General features: G+C 74.1%; 17 protein-coding genes. 8 read left to right on the forward strand and 9 right to left on the reverse strand.

The genetic code is table 11. The annotated features are described in order from the left end of the window. Nucleotides 1-13 precede the first annotated feature (13 nt). Nucleotides 14-1,549 carry an MFS transporter gene (locus HNR21_RS08790; RefSeq protein ID WP_182704801.1) on the reverse strand — a complete coding sequence of 512 codons (1,536 nt, stop codon included), beginning with the start codon at nt 1,547-1,549 and terminating at the stop codon, nt 14-16. Between the two features lie 69 nt (nt 1,550-1,618). After that, nucleotides 1,619-4,741, reverse strand: coding sequence for an ATP-binding protein (locus HNR21_RS08795; RefSeq protein ID WP_182704802.1), 3,123 nt, complete (start codon nt 4,739-4,741; stop codon nt 1,619-1,621). Between the two features lie 210 nt (nt 4,742-4,951). Here HNR21_RS08795 and HNR21_RS08800 point away from each other — a divergent pair, with 210 nt between their 5' ends. Next, on the forward strand, nt 4,952-5,182 hold the full coding sequence (locus HNR21_RS08800) for an EF-hand domain-containing protein (protein WP_119726764.1): 231 nt from the start codon (nt 4,952-4,954) through the stop codon (nt 5,180-5,182). A gap of 108 nt (nt 5,183-5,290) precedes the next feature. Here HNR21_RS08800 and HNR21_RS08805 read toward each other — a convergent pair whose 3' ends face one another. Beyond that, the gene (locus tag HNR21_RS08805; protein ID WP_182704803.1) at nt 5,291-5,995 is read right to left on the reverse strand and encodes a dienelactone hydrolase family protein; all 705 of its coding nucleotides are present in this window, start codon (nt 5,993-5,995) and stop codon (nt 5,291-5,293) included. A 252-nt stretch (nt 5,996-6,247) separates the two neighbouring features. Here HNR21_RS08805 and HNR21_RS08810 point away from each other — a divergent pair, with 252 nt between their 5' ends. The 4 genes from HNR21_RS08810 to HNR21_RS08825 are packed head-to-tail and all read left to right on the forward strand — an operon-like array spanning nt 6,248 to nt 9,912. Beyond that, nucleotides 6,248-7,072, forward strand: coding sequence for an ABC transporter permease (locus HNR21_RS08810; protein ID WP_182704804.1), 825 nt, complete (start codon nt 6,248-6,250; stop codon nt 7,070-7,072). Then, the gene (locus HNR21_RS08815) at nt 7,048-7,776 is read left to right on the forward strand and encodes an ABC transporter ATP-binding protein (protein WP_182704805.1); all 729 of its coding nucleotides are present in this window, start codon (nt 7,048-7,050) and stop codon (nt 7,774-7,776) included. The genes HNR21_RS08810 and HNR21_RS08815 overlap by 25 nt, the downstream gene beginning before the upstream one ends. After that, the gene (locus tag HNR21_RS08820; RefSeq protein ID WP_182704806.1) at nt 7,773-8,747 is read left to right on the forward strand and encodes an ABC transporter substrate-binding protein; all 975 of its coding nucleotides are present in this window, start codon (nt 7,773-7,775) and stop codon (nt 8,745-8,747) included. Before HNR21_RS08815 ends, HNR21_RS08820 begins: the two co-directional genes overlap by 4 nt. 13 nt (nt 8,748-8,760) lie before the next feature. Continuing rightward, nucleotides 8,761-9,912 (forward strand): LLM class flavin-dependent oxidoreductase, encoded by a 1,152-nt coding sequence (locus HNR21_RS08825; protein WP_182704807.1) that lies wholly within the window; start codon nt 8,761-8,763, stop codon nt 9,910-9,912. 145 nt (nt 9,913-10,057) lie between these two features. Here the strand turns inward: HNR21_RS08825 and HNR21_RS08830 are convergent, their stop codons facing one another. From HNR21_RS08830 to HNR21_RS36325, 6 genes are all read right to left on the reverse strand, one after another. Next, nucleotides 10,058-10,342, reverse strand: a complete 285-nt coding sequence (locus HNR21_RS08830; RefSeq protein WP_182704808.1) for a putative quinol monooxygenase — start codon at nt 10,340-10,342, stop codon at nt 10,058-10,060. Nucleotides 10,343-10,485: 143 nt separating this feature from the next. After that, nucleotides 10,486-10,998: a flavin reductase family protein gene (locus HNR21_RS08835; RefSeq protein WP_182704809.1), complete on the reverse strand. Its 513-nt coding sequence runs from the start codon at nt 10,996-10,998 to the stop codon at nt 10,486-10,488. Continuing rightward, a complete protein-coding gene (locus tag HNR21_RS08840) occupies nt 10,995-11,498 on the reverse strand; it encodes an NADPH-dependent FMN reductase (RefSeq protein WP_182704810.1) in 504 nt (167 codons plus the stop codon). Before HNR21_RS08840 ends, HNR21_RS08835 begins: the two co-directional genes overlap by 4 nt. 83 nt (nt 11,499-11,581) lie before the next feature. Then, on the reverse strand, nt 11,582-12,007 hold the full coding sequence (locus HNR21_RS08845) for a rhodanese-like domain-containing protein (RefSeq protein WP_312880927.1): 426 nt from the start codon (nt 12,005-12,007) through the stop codon (nt 11,582-11,584). Beyond that, nucleotides 12,004-12,450: a cysteine dioxygenase gene (locus tag HNR21_RS08850; RefSeq protein ID WP_119726775.1), complete on the reverse strand. Its 447-nt coding sequence runs from the start codon at nt 12,448-12,450 to the stop codon at nt 12,004-12,006. The genes HNR21_RS08845 and HNR21_RS08850 overlap by 4 nt, the downstream gene beginning before the upstream one ends. A gap of 39 nt (nt 12,451-12,489) precedes the next feature. Beyond that, nucleotides 12,490-12,576: a putative leader peptide gene (locus HNR21_RS36325; protein ID WP_312881552.1), complete on the reverse strand. Its 87-nt coding sequence runs from the start codon at nt 12,574-12,576 to the stop codon at nt 12,490-12,492. Nucleotides 12,577-12,767: 191 nt separating this feature from the next. Between HNR21_RS36325 and HNR21_RS08860 the strand changes: the two genes are divergently transcribed. From HNR21_RS08860 to HNR21_RS08870, 3 genes are read left to right on the forward strand one after another with little or no spacing between them, the layout of a single operon-like run. Further along, entirely contained in the window at nt 12,768-13,973 is a 1,206-nt protein-coding gene (locus HNR21_RS08860; protein ID WP_312880928.1) for an ABC transporter substrate-binding protein, read from the forward strand. After that, nucleotides 13,970-14,890, forward strand: a complete 921-nt coding sequence (locus HNR21_RS08865; RefSeq protein WP_182704813.1) for a carbohydrate ABC transporter permease — start codon at nt 13,970-13,972, stop codon at nt 14,888-14,890. Before HNR21_RS08860 ends, HNR21_RS08865 begins: the two co-directional genes overlap by 4 nt. After that, nucleotides 14,887-15,717, forward strand: a complete 831-nt coding sequence (locus tag HNR21_RS08870; RefSeq protein ID WP_119726779.1) for a carbohydrate ABC transporter permease — start codon at nt 14,887-14,889, stop codon at nt 15,715-15,717. Before HNR21_RS08865 ends, HNR21_RS08870 begins: the two co-directional genes overlap by 4 nt. The last annotated feature ends 7 nt before the right edge of the window (nt 15,718-15,724 follow it).

Consider the following 15,724-nt stretch of genomic DNA (forward strand, 5'->3'; position numbering starts at 1 on the left):
CCGGAATGTGACATCACGCGTCCTCCCGGTCCTCGATCACCGCCGGAACGTCGCGCAGGGCGCGCAGGGCGGTGACCGCGACCACGGCGGCGAGCGCGGCGCCGCACAGCAGGGCGACGTGCATGCCGTGGACGTACGCCTGCCGGGCCGCCTCCACCACGGGACCGGCCAGGGACGGGGGCAGCGCGGAGGCCGCGGCCAGCGCCCCGCCCAGGGAGTCCCGGGCCGCCTCGGCCGCGGCGGGCGGCAGGCTCGCCGGGAGCGCCAGGTCACCGCGGTACGCGGCGGTCAGCACGCTGCCGAGGACGGCCATCCCCAGCGCCCCGCCGAGTTCGGTGGCGGTCTCGGAGATGGCCGAGGCCGCGCCGGCGCGCTCCTTGGGGACGGAGGCCAGGATGGTGTCGGAGGTCACGGTCAGCGCCATGCCCATGCCCAGGCCCGCCGGGACCATGGCGAGCAGCAGCGCCGGGTAGTCGGCGGCCGTCCCGGCGTTCAGGTAGAGGGCGAAGCCGGCCGCCGCCACCCCCAGTCCCGCCGCGATCACCCGGGCGCGGCCGAGCACGGTGATCAGCGGTGCGGCCAGCGCGCCGCCGGCCATCGCGGCCAGCGCCCCCGGCAGCCCGGCCAGCCCGGCCCGCAGCGGCGACCACTCCAGCACGGACTGGAAGTACTGGGCGAAGATCAGCGACGAGGCGACCAGCGCGAACATCGCGAACATGCCGACGACCACCGACCCGCTGAACGCGATCCGCCGGAACAGCCGCACGTCGATCAGCGGGTCGGCCAGCCGGGTCTGCCGCCGCACGAACGCAGCCAGGCAGCCGAGGCCGATCACGGCGGCCACCGCCGGGTCCGCCTGCCACCGCCCGTGCGCGGCCTCCTTGATCGCGTAGACCACCCCGACCACGCCGGCCATCGACAGCAGCACCCCGGCCGCGTCCAGCCGGCCCGGTCGCGGATTACGCGACTCCACCAGCACGAACCGGCCCGCCACCAGCAGCAGCGTCATGATCGGCACGTTGATCAGGAAGACCGAGCCCCACCAGAACCGGTCCAGCAGCACCCCGCCGACCAGCGGGCCGAGCCCCACCGCGATCGCCCCGACGCCGCCCCAGACGCCGACCGCCATGGTGCGCTCCCGCGGATCGGTGAACGCGTTGCGGATCAGCGACAGGGTGGACGGCATGATCGTCGCGCCCGCCGCCCCGAGCAGCGCCCGCGCCGCGATCAGCGCCTGCGGGCTGCCGGCGTACGCGGTCACGGCGGACATCGCGCCGAACGCGAACGTGCCGATCAGCAGCAGCCGGCGGCGGCCGATCCGGTCCCCCAGGCACCCCATCGTGATCAGCAGCCCGGCCAGCGCGAACCCGTAGGCGTCGGCGATCCACAGCAGCTCGGTCGCCGAGGGGGCCAGGTCCCGCTGCAGGCCGGGCAGCGCCAGGTGCAGCACGGTCAGGTCGATGTTCAGCACGAGGACGGCCAGGCAGGCGATGACCAGCGTCCCCCACTTGCGGCCGGTCCCGACCGGCCCTTCGACGGTCGTTGTCATGACCGTACGGTCGGCCGCCGCGCTGACCGGCCGCGCACCGCCCGCTGACGGCGCCCGGCGCGCGGACCGTCAGCCGCCCGCCAGCCGCAGCGCCCGTTCCCGGTCCATCTCCCGTCCCCGCTCGTAGGCGGCCTGGAACGCCTCCTCGCCCAGCAGCGCCCGGACCCCGGCGGCGACCCGGGCGGTGTCGGGGCCGGTGTACGCGGGCCTCCCGCGCAGCATGGCCGCGACCCCCAGCAGGAGCGCCGCCCGCTTCCCGTCGCCGTCCGCGAGCGCGATCCCGGCGAGACCGTCCACCGCGTCGGCGACGAACATCATGTTCCCGTGCTCGCGGGCCAGCTCCAGCGCCTGGCGGTGCAGGGTCCTGGCCCGCTCGACGTCGCCCGACGCCTCGGCCGTCCACCCCAGCCCGACCAGCGCCTGGGACCGGGTCCACCCGGCGGCGAACCAGGTCCCCGCCGCGGCCTGCAGGCACGCCTCGTAATGCCGCCGCGCCGCCGCCAGGTCCCCGAGCCTGCGGGACAGCTCGCCGAGCCCGTGGTGCATGCCGTCGGCCATGTGGGCGGCCCCGGCGCGGCGGGCCACCTCGGCCGCCAGCACGTAGTCGGCCCGGGCCGCCGCGTAGTCGCCGTCGCGGACCAGCCCCTCGGCGCGCAGCGCCAGCAGCGCCGCCCGCTCCTCGTGGGCACCGAGCTGCTCCACCAGGTCCAGGGCCTCGTTGATGAGCGCGTGGAAGCGCGCCCCGTCGCCCCGCCAGGCGGCGAGCTGGGCCAGCGGGTCGAGCGCGTTGGCCATCCCCCAGCGGTCCCCGACTGCGCGGAACCGTTCGAGGGCGGCCTGGAACTCCGGCTCGGCACGGTCCGGCTCACCGGCGAACTGGTGCTGGAAGCCGTCGCCGATGTGGGTGATGGCCTGCGCCCACGGGTCGTCGCCGACGTGCATCAGGTGCTGTTCCATGCTGGTGCGCTCCGGGCCTCCCAGCAGCGCCCACATCACGATCCCGGCGGGCCAGCGCAGCGGCCGGTCGATCTGCCCGCGGATCCGCTCGGCCAGTTCCAGCCGGCGGTCCAGCGAGTCGCCGAGCAGCCCGCCGAACGCGGCGTTGGCCACGCACAGCACCCATTCCTCGCCCAGGTCGCCGGGCGGTTCGTCGCCCACCGCCGCCAGCAGCTCGGCGGCCAGCTGCGCGCCCTCCGCCCGGCCGCGCAGCCACCAGTACCACGACAGCGCCGCCACCAGGCGCAGCGCCAGCACCGGGTCCAGGCGGATCGCGCGCCGCAGCGCGGCGTGCAGGTCGTCGTGCTCGGCGGCCAGCCGGGCCAGCCAGTCGAGCTGCTCGGCCCGGCGCAGATGCGGGTCGGCGGTGCGGGCCAGCTCGTGGTAGTGCCGCGCGTGGGCCAGCCGGAACTCCTCGCCCTCGCCCGCCTCGTCCAGCCGTTCGGCGCAGAACGCGCGGATGGTGACCAGCATCCGGTAGCGGTCGCCGTCCCGGTACACCAGGGACTTGTCGACCAGCCCGGCCAGCAGTTCGTCCACCTCGTCGGCGGGCATCCGGCACACCTGCGCCGCCGTCCGCGCGGTCGCGCCCCCGGCGAACACCGTCAGCCGCCGGGCCAGCATCTGCTCCCGCCCGTCCAGCAGTTCCCAGCTCCATCCGACCACCGCGCGCAGCGTCTGGTGGCGGGGGGCGGCGGTCCGGTCCCCGCGCGACAGCAGCCGGAACCGGTCGTCCAGCCGCGCGGCGATCTCCTCCGGCGCCAGCGAACGCAGCCGGGCCGCGGCCAGCTCGATCGCCAGCGGCAGCCCGTCCAGGCCGCGGCAGATCCGCAGCACCAGGTCCACGTTGCCGGAGTCCACGATGAAGCCGGGCCGGACGGCGGCGGCCCGGTCGGCGAACAGCCGCACCGCCGGATACTCCAGCGCCCGCTCCGGCGGGGTGCCCGGCGGCGGAACCGGCAGCGGCGGCAACGGCCACAGCGCCTCGCCGGTGATCCCGAGCGCCTCCCGGCTGGTCGCCAGCACCCGCAGCCGGGGGCAGGCCCCCAGCAGCCGGTGCACCAGCCGGGCGGCGTCGTCGATGACGTGCTCGCAGTTGTCCAGGATGAGCAGCATCGGGCGGTCGGCCAGCGCGGTGATCAGGCGGTCCACCGGGTCGGCGGGGGCCTCGCCGGGGGTGGGCAGCAGCCCGCTCTCGCGCAGCCCGAGCGCGCCGAGCAGGGCGCCGGCGACCTCGGCCCCGTCGCCGAGCGGGGCCAGGTCCACGAAGCAGACCTCGCCGGGCTCCAGCGCGCCCGCCTCCAGCGCCAGCCGGGTCTTGCCCGCGCCGCCGGGCCCGGTCAGGGTGAGCAGCCGCCCGGTGGACAGCAGGTCGCCGACGCGGCGCAGCTCCTCCGCGCGCCCGACGAACGAGGTGAGCCGGGCGGGCAGCCTGGGCGCGGTGGCCGCCGCAGGGGTCCCGGCGGCCTCCCCTTGCAGGATCGCGAGGTGGACGGCGGCCAGTTCGGGGGAGGGGTCGGCGCCCAGCTCCTCGGCCAGGGTCCGCCGCGCGTCCTCGTAGACGGCCAGCGCCTCGGCCTGCCGCCCGCTGCCGGACAGGGCGCGCATGAGCAGGGCGCGGGCGCGTTCCCGCAGCGGGTGTCGTTCCACCAGGTGTTGCAGGTCGCCGACCGCGTCACGGTGCCGGCCCAGCCCCAGCTCGGCCTCGGCGAGGTCCTCGGCGGCCGAGGCCCGCAGCTCCTCCAGCCGGGCGATCTGGGCGGCCGCGAACGGGGCGTCGGCCACGTCCGCCAGCGCCGGGCCGCGCCACAGGCCGAGCGCCTCGCGCAGCAGCCGGGCGGCGCGGGCGTGGTCGGCGGCGTCCAGCGCCCGCCGTCCCTCCCGGGCGAGCCGGCCGAACCGGTGGACGTCCACGTCGTCGGGGTCGACGGCCAGCCGGTACCCGGCCGGGTGGAACTCCACCAGGCCGCCGCGCAGTCCCCGGCGCAGCCGCGAGACCTGCGACTGCAGGGCGTTGGCCGCGCCCGCCGGCGGGTCCTGTCCGTACAGGCCGTCGATCAGGCGTTCCACCGGGACGACGCGACCGGGGTCGAGCAGCAGCAGGGCCAGCAGCGCCCGCACCCGGGGGCCGCCCACCGCCACTTGGGCCCCGTCGTCGAGCCGCGCCTCGGTCGCCCCCAAGATCCCGAACCACACGGTGACGATTCTCGCTCATCGAGGATTCATCCCGTGCGTAGGAACGTGTCGCCATGGGGACACGTCGTACGTATGTCATGATGCCGGACACCTGAATCCTTCCGGCGATGTGCCGGGGGCCAGGCGGCGTGTTCCGGCCCACCGTCACGAGTGCCGGGCCCGGCCCGTGGCGCCGCCGCGGAGGATTCATCGACCACAGTGAGGAGTGGTATGACCGCCGAATCGATCGATGACGGCCTGCACACCGCGTTCCGGCGGATCGACGTGGACGGCGACGGGAAGCTGGACCTGGTCGGGTTCACGGTGATCCTGGAGGAGCTGGGGCTGTCGTGGTCGCGGCACGAGACCCAGGACCGGTTCGAGGTCGCCGACAGCGACCGGGACGGGCTGATCTCCATGCCGGAGCTGCAGGCCCTGCTGGCCGGTTACGACCTGGGCTGACCCGCCGGTCCGGGGAGGCGCTCCCCGGGACGCCCGAGGAGCGGGCCAGACGTGCCCGCCCCGCGGAGCTTCGCCGTGGTCACCCGACCCCGTCCGCCCGGGACCCGCTCAGGCGGGCAGATGGCGGGCCAGGAACCCCTCGGTCAGCCGCCACGCCCGGTCCGCGGCCTCCGGCTGGTGGAACATCGCGGACTTGCGGTTGTGGAAGGCGTGCCCGGCCTCCTCCTGCACGTGGATCTCCGCGTTCGGCATGCCGGCGACCGCCCGTTCCACGGCGGCGACCTGCTCGCGCGGGATGTACGGGTCGGAGCCGCCGAAGTGGAACTGGATCGGGCAGCCGATCCGCGGCGCCAGGTCCAGTGCGCCCGGCACCTGGGAGCCGTAGAACGACACGCACGCGGCCAGGTCGTCCCGCTCGGCCGCCAGCAGGTAGGCCATCGAGCCGCCGAAGCAGAAGCCCAGCGCGCCGACGCCGCCGGTGACCTCCGGCAGCCCCTTGAGGTGGTCGAGCGCCGCCCCGAGGTCGGCCACCCCGGCCCGCCCGTCGAACCGTGACGCGAGCTCGATCGACTCCCGCGTGCCCCGCTCGGTGTGCTCGCCGACCCATCCGGGGCGGATCCGCCAGAACATGTCCGGCGCCCCCACCGCGTATCCCATCCCGGCCAGGTCCTCGGCCACGGCCATGATGTACGGCCCGACCCCGTAGATCTCCTGGATCAGCAGGATCCCCGGCCCGGTGCCGCCCGCGGGAAGCCAGAGGGGCATGGCGAACGAGCCGTCGGCGACGGTGACCGTCTCGGTCCGGGCCGGCATGGCAACTCCTCGGGGGTCGGCGACGCGTGCCCCATGATGCACCCCGCCCGTCCCGCCCGCGATCAGGGGGTGACCCTAATAACTATTGATTTGGTAGGAAAAGTAGGTCATCCTGCCGGGGTGCGCATCACCGAGCTCCGTCGCCTGGTCGCGCGCCTGCACGTCGATCTGCGACGGCAGGCCAGCGCGCTGTGTCCCCGCTGACGCCTCTCGAACCACCAGTCGACCGGCCTCAACGGAAGGACCCTCCTGTTGTCCGCACCCCCGATCGAGCTGGCGCGCCCGGTGGGCCGCCGTGTCCGGAGCGTGCCGATCCGGCCGCCCCGGGACGCCCTGCTGCGCGCCGCAAGTCCCCTCGTCATCCTGCTGGTCTGGCAGCTCGCCGGGAGCACCGGACTGCTCCCCGAACGGCTGCTGGCCGCACCCTCCACCATCGCCGCCACCGCCTACGACCTCCTCCGGGACGGCACGCTGACCCAGGCGCTGGGCGTCTCGCTGCGCCGGGCCGCGCTGGGGTTCGCGCTCGGCGCCGCCGCCGGGATCGGGCTGGCCCTGGCCGCCGGGCTCAGCCGGCTCGGCGACCACGCCGTGGACCCGCCCATGCAGATGCTGCGGGCGCTGCCGCTGTTCGGGCTGATCCCGCTGTTCATCCTGTGGTTCGGGATCGGCGAGACGCCCAAGATCGCGCTGGTGGCGTTCGGCGTGGCGTTCCCGCTCTACCTCAACACCCACGCCGGGATCCGCGGGGTGGACTCCAAACTGGCCGAGCTGGGCCGGGTGCTGCGGCTGTCGCGGCCGGCGCTGGTCCGGCACATCGTGCTGCCCGGCGCGCTGCCGCAGACCCTGGTCGGGCTGCGGCAGAGCCTCGGGGTCGCCTGGCTGGCGCTGATCGTGGCCGAGCAGATCAACGCCGACGCCGGCCTCGGCTTCATGATCAACGACGCCCGGGAGTTCCTGCGCACCGACGTGGTGGTGGTCGGCCTGGTGACCTACGCGCTGCTCGGGCTGCTCACCGACGCGGTCGTCCGGCTGCTGGAGAGGAGGGCGCTGGCATGGCGACGCGACTTCCTGGGCTGACGGCCCCCGAGCGGACCGCCGCGCGGGTGCGCGGGCTGGTCAAGCGGTTCGGCGACCGGGCCGTGCTGGACGGCCTGGACCTGGAGATCGGCGCCGGGGAGTTCGTGGCCCTGCTGGGCCGCAGCGGCTCCGGCAAGTCCACGCTGCTGCGGGCGCTGGCCGGGCTGGAGCCGGCCTCCGGCGGCGAACTGGAGGTCCCCGGCACCGTGTCGGTCGCCTTCCAGGAACCCCGGCTGGTGCCCTGGAAGCGGGTCGGCGCGAACGTGGCGCTCGGCCTGGACGACCCCGACCCGGCCGCCGCTGCCGCCGCCGCGCTCGCCGAGGTCGGGCTGCTGGGGCACCGCGACGCCTGGCCGCTCACCCTGTCCGGCGGCGAGGCCCAGCGGGTCTCGCTGGCCCGCGCCCTGGTCCGGCGGCCGTCCCTGCTGCTGCTCGACGAGCCGTTCAGCGCCCTGGACGCGCTCACCCGCATCAACGTCCACAAGCTGGTGCTGGACCTGTGGGAACGGCACCGCCCCGGAGTCCTGCTGGTCACCCACGACGTGGACGAGGCGCTGCTGCTGGCCGACCGGGTCTTGGTCCTGGAGGACGGGCGGATCGCCCACCAGACCACCGTCGACCTGGACCGGCCCCGGCAGCGCGACCACGGCGACCTGGTCCGGCTGCGCGCCGTGCTGCTGGACCGGCTGGGGGTGACCCCATGAGGCGCCTGACCGCCGCCCTGCTGGCGGCGCTCACCCTGGTGGCCGCCGCGGCCTGCGGCGGGGGCGACGACGGCCCGTCCGACATCTCCCAGGTGACGCTGCGGGTCGGCGACCAGAAGGGGTCGAGCCTGCAGTCCCTGCTGGGGGCCGCCGGGCAGCTCGACGGCGTCCCGTACAAGATCAGCTGGTCGCTGTTCACCTCCGGGCCGCCGATCCTGGAGGCGGTCAACGCCGGGGCGGTCGACTTCGGCGTGGTGGGCAACACCCCGCCGGTGTTCTCCGCCGCCGCCCGCTCCGAGATCGTCATCATCGGCGCCGTCGAGTCCAAGCGGGACGGGCAGGCGATCGTGGTGCCGAAGAACTCGCCGCTGCGGTCGCCGGCCGAGCTGCGCGGCAGGAAGATCGCCGTCGCCAAGGGCAGTTCCGCGCACTACCACCTGCTGTCGGTGCTGAAGAGGCACGGCATCGCCTACGGCGACGTCCAGCCCCAGTACCTGCAGCCCGCCGACGCCCTCACCGCCCTGACCGGCGGCCGGATCGACGCCTGGGCCACCTGGGAGCCGTACACCGCGCAGGCCGAGATCCAGACCGGGGCCCGCATCCTCGCCGACGGCAACGGCTACACCAACGGCTACGGCTTCCAGATCACCTCCCGCTCGGCACTGGACAACCAGGCCAAGACCGCCGCCCTCAAGGACTTCCTGAACCGCTACCGGACGGCTCTGAAGTGGGCGAACACGCACCACAAGGAGTGGGCCGGGCGGTGGGCCGCCGACACCGGGCTGCCCGTCCCGGTCGCCGAACGCGCCCACCTGCGCCGGTTCACCGAGATCATCCGCGTCGACGACGCGGTGATCGCCGAGGAGCAGCGGCTGGCGGACGCGTTCGCCGAGATCGGGCTGATCCCGGGCCGGTTCGACTTCTCCGGCTACTTCGACCGGCGCTTCAACGACACCGTCCCGAGCAGTTGAGAGAGCCCCTGACATGACGCTGACGTTCCACTGGTTCCTGCCCACCACCGGGGACGGCCGCTCCCTGGTCGGCGGCGGGCACAACATCCCCCGGGGCCTGGCCGTCCCCTCCGGCGGGCCGGGCACGGCCGACCGGTTCCGGGCGCCCGACATCGACTACCTGGCGCAGATCGCCCGGTCGGCCGAGCAACTGGGCTTCGACGCGGTGCTCACCCCGACCGGAACGTGGTGCGAGGACGCCTGGCTGACCACCGCCGCGCTGATCCGGGAGACCAGGCGGCTGCGCTTCCTGGTGGCGTTCCGGCCCGGGGCGATCTCGCCCACCCTGGCCGCCCAGATGGCCGCCACCTACCAGCGGATCTCCGGCGGCCGGCTGCTGCTGAACGTGGTGACCGGCGGTGAACGCGCCGAGCAGGCCCGCTTCGGCGACCATCTGGAGCACGCCGAGCGGTACGCCCGCACCGACGAGTTCCTGACCATCGTGCGGGGCGCGTGGGGGCCGGAGCCGTTCGACTTCGCCGGCGACCACTACCGGGTCGAGGGCGCCACCGTCGCGGGCGGCATCGAGCCCGTCCCCGACCTGTACTTCGGCGGCTCCTCCAAGCCCGCCGGGCCGGTCGCCGCCAAGCACGTCGACGTCTACCTCACCTGGGGGGAGCCGCCCGCCCAGGTCGCCGAGAAGATCGCCTGGATGCGCCGGCTGGCCGCCGAGCAGGGCCGCACCCTGCGCTTCGGCATCCGGCTGCACACCATCAGCCGCGACACCTCCGCGGAGGCCTGGCGCGAGGCCGACCGCCTGCTGTCGGCCCTCGACCCGGCCGTCGTCGCCAGGGCCCAGCAGTCCCTGGCGGCCAGCGACTCGGTGGGCCAGCAGCGGATGCGCGCCCTCCACGAGGGCTTCCGCGGCAGCGGCGACCCCCGCGCCCTGGAGGTCCATCCCAACCTGTGGGCGGGCGTCGGCCTGGTCCGCGGCGGCGCGGGCACCGCCCTGGTCGGCAGCCACAAGGAGGTCGCCGACCGCATCGAGGAGTACGCCGACCTCGGCATCACCGAGTTCATCCTGTCCGGCTACCCCCACCTGGAGGAGGCCTACTGGTTCGGCGAGGGCGTCCTCCCCGAACTCCGCCACCGGGGCTCCGCCCCCGCCCTGAAGGCCACCGCCTGACCTCACAGGAAACGAGCGCCGCCCTCAAGAAGCGGGGGCGGCGCTCTCCTTTCCTCCTCACGCCGGGCCTGTGCGTTCGCGAGGCTCCCAGGTGGCGGCGGCCGGATGGATCACCCGCGGAATGCGGACAGGCCGCTCACCGATGTCATGCCGGCTCGACGGCGTCGATCCGGTATCTGCTGACGTGCGCGTCCCGGATCGCCGCCGCCTGCCCGGCGTCCGGCCCACCGCCGCGGAACGCCTCCAGGTGCGCGTCGGACTCCCACCGCTCGTACACGTTGATCCGTCCGGCGTCGACCGGGTCGGCCGCGAGCACGAAGTCCAGGCAGCCGGGAGCCGACCGGGCGAGTTCGATGACGCGACGGCAGCCGGACAGGTAGGCGTCCCGTTCCGCCGGATCCACATGGAGCGCGCCCGCCACGATGATCATCGTTCCTCCCGTTCGTCGGTGACCGGACAGACCGGGCGGCGGGGCGGGGCTCGTCGCTCATGCGCTTCGGCCCGGTCCCCCCGAACACGGGACCGGGCCGAAGCTTTTCGAGCACCGCGGCGGCCACCCCCGCCGCGGTGGGTCTAGGAGGAGTAGGGCAGGAAGCGGCCGAAGCGGCCGTGGTGGTAGAGCAGCGGCGTGCCGCCGTGGCCGGTGCGGGTGCCGATGACGAGGCCGACGACCAGGTGGTGGTCGCCGATCTCGCCGGTGGTGTACGGAACGGCCAGCAGGTGGGCGGTGACCTCCTCCAGGAGGGGGACGCCGGCGGGGCCGGGGTGCCAGGCGGTGGGGACGGCGAAGCGGTCGACGTCCTTCCGGGCGAAGCGGGCCGCGACGTCGACCTGGTGGGCGGCCAGCAGGTTGACCGCGAAGACCTCCGCCTGGGCCAGGTCGGGCCGGGTGGCGGAGGACTTGGCGACGTAGAAGGAGACCAGCGGCGGGTCCAGGCTCACCGAGGAGAACGAGGTGGCGGTGAGGCCGACCGGGTCGCCCGCGGCGTTGCGGGCGGTGACCACCACGACGCCGGAGGCGTGCAGGGCCAGGGCGCGGCGGAAGCGGCGGGTGTCGACCGGGCTGTGGGTCAGGGTCTCGGTCACGCCGGCACCTCCAGCCAGGGGATCTGGGGCCGCCAGCCGGCGAGGACCTCGTCCAGGGTGCGGAGCTGCGACTCCAGGACGGCCAGGCCCGGCGTGGGGACGTGGGCTCCCAGCTCCACCAGCAGGGGGCGCAGGTGCACCTCCACCGCGAGGGAGTGCCTGGGGTCGCCCAGCACCAGGATCGGCAGCGCCACCGTTCCGTGCAGCGCGCCACTGGGCAGCAGGTCCAGGAACGACTTCAGCAGTCCCGTGTAGGTCCCCTTGTAGGTGGGGCTCGCCACCACCAGCACGTCGGCGTCGGCGGTGGTCTTGAGGGCGTCGTCCAGGTCGCCGGTGGGTTCGGGGGAGTAGATCTGCGCGGCCAGCCCGGACAGGTCGACGACCTCGTCGGGGCCGCTGCGGCCGAGCCGTTCGGCCAGGGTGCGGGTGGCCTCGACGGCCACGTGGCGGGTGCGGGAGGCGGTGCGGGGGTTGCCCGCCAGGGTGACGATGCCGCTCATCGACGCCTCCCCGTGCGGTGCGGGACGTGGCCGGTACGCGGCATGCGGCAGCGGGTCATGGGGGTCTCCTCGGAAGCGGGCGGTCAGTGGTAGGTGGGGTCGGGTTCGGCGGGCCAGGGCGCGCCCGTGGTCGGCAGGCCGACGGCGCGCCAGGCCCGGTAGCCGCCGATGACGTCGGTGGCGCGGTTCAGGCCCAGGTCCTGCAGGGAGGCGGCGGCCAGGCTGGAGGTGTAGCCCTCCGAGCAGATCACGATGACCCGCAGCCCGTAGCCGGTGGCCTCGGGCAGCCGGGCGGAGCTGGCCGGGTCGAACCGCCACTCCAGGACGTTCCGTTCGATGATCAGGGAGCCGGGGATCTCGCCCTCGCCGGCCCGGTGCGCCTGCGGGCGGATGTCCACCAGCACCGCGTCGCCCTCGGCGAACTCCCGGTACGCCTCGCCCGGCGTCAGCCGGACGAGGCGGCGCCGGGCCTCGGCGAGGACCTGGTCGATCGAGCGGGGCCCGCTCACCACTGGTCCGCCCGTTCGGTCGCCAGCCGGACCAGCTCGCCGTCCGGGGTGAGGTCGTAGCGGTTCATCGAGGTCAGCGGAGGGGAGTAGACGTGCACGCTGACGGCGGGGGCCCGGGTGGCGTTGGTGACCGAGTGGATGTGGTCGGGGCCGAACTCGCGCAGGTCGCCCGCCTCCAGCGTCCGGCGGCCGTGCAGGTCGTCCTCCTGCAGGCCGCCGAGCGCGACGGCGAACGCGCCGCGCGAGCCGCCGTGGTCGTGCAGCCCGGTGGACTGGCCCGGCATCCAGCTGATCAGCCAGATCTCGTGCCGGGAGTCGTGGTGCAGCCGCTCGTACCAGCGTTCGGGAACGCTGAGCCGGACCCGGTCGATCCAGCGTCCCGGGTCGGCGGCCAGCGACCGGGCGATCTCGGCCACGGTCGGCAGCGAGGTGCTCAGGGTCATGCCTCGTCCTCGAGGTGTCGGTCCGGAAAGGGTCTCGCTTCAGAACGCGCGGACCGGACACAGCGCGCTGGCCTGGCGGCGCAGGTCGACATGGCGGCGTCGCCACCACAGGACGTCGGAACGCATGCCCACGACGATGACAGAAATTCACGACCAAGTCAATCGGGAATATCGACTATCCGTGCCGTGAGCTGCGGTCATCACGGTGGGTGATCCGTTCGATGCTGGGTATGAGGCCCCGCATGCGGGGGGCTCGCTCGAGGACGCGCAACCGATCTCCCGGGTGGAGACGTGCGGCGGCGCCGGCGCTGGCGGCGGTGCTGGCCGGTACGGTCGCCGGTTGCGGGGGCGGGAGCACCGGGCGGCCCGTCGTCAACCTCTACAACGCCCCCCAGGAGAACATCGGCGCGCTCGTCGACCGCTGCAACCGGCTCGCCGCGGGCCGCTACCGCATCGTCCTCAACACCCTCCCGCGCGACGCCGACGGCCAGCGCGAGCAGCTCGTGCGCCGGCTCGCCGCCGGGGACACCGGCCTGGACGTGCTCGGCCTCGACGTCACCTGGACCGCCGAGCTGGCCGAGGCCGGGTGGATCCGCCCCTGGACCGGCGAGCACGAACGCCGCGTCCGCGAAGGCACCCTCGCCAAGCCGCTGGAGACCGCCGTCTGGAAGGGCCGGCTGTACGCCGCGCCCTACAACACCAACGTCCAGCTCCTGTGGTACCGCTCCGACCTGATCCCCAGGCCGCCGCGGACCTGGGACGGGCTGATGCGCGAGTCGGCCCGGCTCGCCGCCCAGGGCAGACCGCACTACGGCGAGGTCACCGGGGCCCGTTACGAGGGCCTGGTGGTGTGGTTCAACAGCCTGGTCCAGTCGGCGGGAGGCGGCATCCTCACCCCTGACGGCGAGCGCGTCTCGCTGGGCGCGCCCGCGCGCACCGCGCTCGCCACCATGCGGGCGTTCGCCCGGTCCCGCGCCGCCGACCCGTCCCTGCCGAGCATGCGGGAGGACGACGTCCGGCTGGCGATGGAGAGCGGGCGCGCCGCGTTCCAGATCAACTGGCCGTTCGTGTACGCGTCGATGGCCGCCAACCGGCCCGACATGCTGCGCGCCTTCAGGTGGGCGCCGTACCCCGGCATCGACGGCCCGGGACGGGCCCCGCTCGGCGGCGGCAACTTCGGGGTCAGCGCCTACACCGAGCGTCCGCGCGAGTCGTACGAGGCGGCGCTGTGCCTGCGCGACGCCGAGAGCCAGAAGATCGCCGCCGTCCGCGACGGGCTCCCGCCCACCATCCGCTCCGTCTACGACGAGCCGGAGATGGCGAAGGCGTACCCGATGCGGCAGGCCATCCTGGACGCCCTGCAGACCGCCGCGCCGCGCCCCAAGACCCCCACCTACCAGAACGTCTCCACGGTCACCTCCGCCGTCCTGTCGCCCCCCGACGCGATCGAGCCCGCCCGGACCGAGGACCGGCTGCGGGAGCTGATCTCCGAGGCCCTGCAGAGCAAGGGGGTCCTCCCATGATCACGCGGGTGCCCGCGCGGTACGCCCGGCGGAGGATCAGCGAGGAGAAGGCCGCGCAGCGCAGGCTGGCGCTGTGGCTGTGCGCGCCGGCCGCGCTGGTCATGCTGCTGGTCACCGGCTGGCCGATCCTGTACGCGGTGCTGCTGTCGCTGCAGCGGTACGACCTGCGCTTCCCCGGCGAGCGGGCGTGGGTCGGGCTGGACAACTACGCGGCCGTGCTGACCGACCCGTTCTGGTGGAACGCGTTCTGGGTCACCGTCGTGATCACCGTGGTCAGCGTGGCGATCGAGCTGGTGCTGGGGATGCTGCTGGCGCTGGCCATGTACCGGACGCTGGTCGGCCGGGGCGCGATCCGCACGCTGGTGCTGATCCCGTACGGCATCGTCACCGTGGTCGCCGCCTACGGCTGGCGGTACGCCTGGACGCCGGAGACCGGATGGCTGGCCGAGGCCCTTCCGGCCGGGTCTGCGCCGCTCACCGAGAAGGCCCCCGGGCTGGCGATCATCATCCTGGCCGAGGTGTGGAAGACCACCCCGTTCATGGCGCTGCTGCTGATGGCGGGGCTGGCGCTGGTGCCCGACGACCTGCTCAAGGCGGCGGCGATGGACGGGGCGTCGGTCTGGCAGCGGTTCTGGCACGTGACGCTGCCGCTGATGCGGCCGGCGATCCTGGTGGCGCTGCTGTTCCGCACCCTGGACGCGTTCCGGATCTTCGACAACATCTACGTGCTCACCGGCGGGGCCGCCGACACCGGCTCGGTGTCGCTGATCGCCTACCGCAACCTGATCGGCGGGCTGAACCTGGGGATCGGCTCCACCATGTCGGTGCTGGTCTTCCTGACCGTGGCGGCGGTCTCGTTCCTGTTCATCCGGGCGTTCGGCATCAGCGCGCCCGGCACCCAGGGGGAACGGCGATGAAGGCCGACCGCGCCGTGATGACCCGCTGGCTGGTGGTGGACCTGCTGGTGGTGCTGTACGCGCTGATCCCGGTGCTGTGGATCGCCTCGCTGTCGTTCAAGCACCCCAGCACGTTCACCGACGGGTCGTTCGTCCCGCGCCGGTGGACACTGGAGAACTACACGGGGATCTTCGACAACCCCGACTTCACCCGGGGGCTGATCAACTCCATCGGGATCGGGCTGATCGCCACGCTGATCGCGATCGTGCTCGGCACGATGGCCGCCTACGCCATCGCCCGGCTGGACTTCCCCGGCAAGAACGCGCTGGTCGGGGCCTCCCTGCTGGTGGCGATGTTCCCGCAGATCTCGCTGGTCAGCCCGCTGTTCCAGATCGAGCGGGCGCTGGGGCTGTTCGACACCTGGCCGGGGCTGATCATCCCGTACATCACCTTCGCGCTGCCGCTGACGATCTTCACGCTGTCGTCGTTCCTGCGCGAGATCCCCTGGGAGCTGGAGCAGGCCGCCAAGATGGACGGGGCCACCCCGTTCCAGGCGTTCCGGCAGGTGATCGCGCCGCTGGCGATGCCCGGCATGGTGACCACCGCGATCCTGACGTTCATCTTCTGCTGGAACGACTTCCTGTTCGCGATCTCGCTGACCTCCTCGGACCGGGCCCGCACCGCGCCGGCCACCATCTCGTTCTTCACCGGCAGCACCCAGTTCGAGGACCCGGCGGGGTCGATCGCCGCCGCCGCGGTGGTCGTGACCGTTCCGATCATCGTCTTCGTGCTGTTCTTCCAGCGCCGGATCGTCTCCGGGCTGACCAGCGGAGCCGTCAAGGGGTGAGCCGACC

It is taken from the genome of Thermomonospora cellulosilytica, assembly GCF_014138835.1.
GTDB classification, from domain to species: Bacteria; Actinomycetota; Actinomycetes; order Streptosporangiales; family Streptosporangiaceae; genus Thermomonospora; species Thermomonospora amylolytica.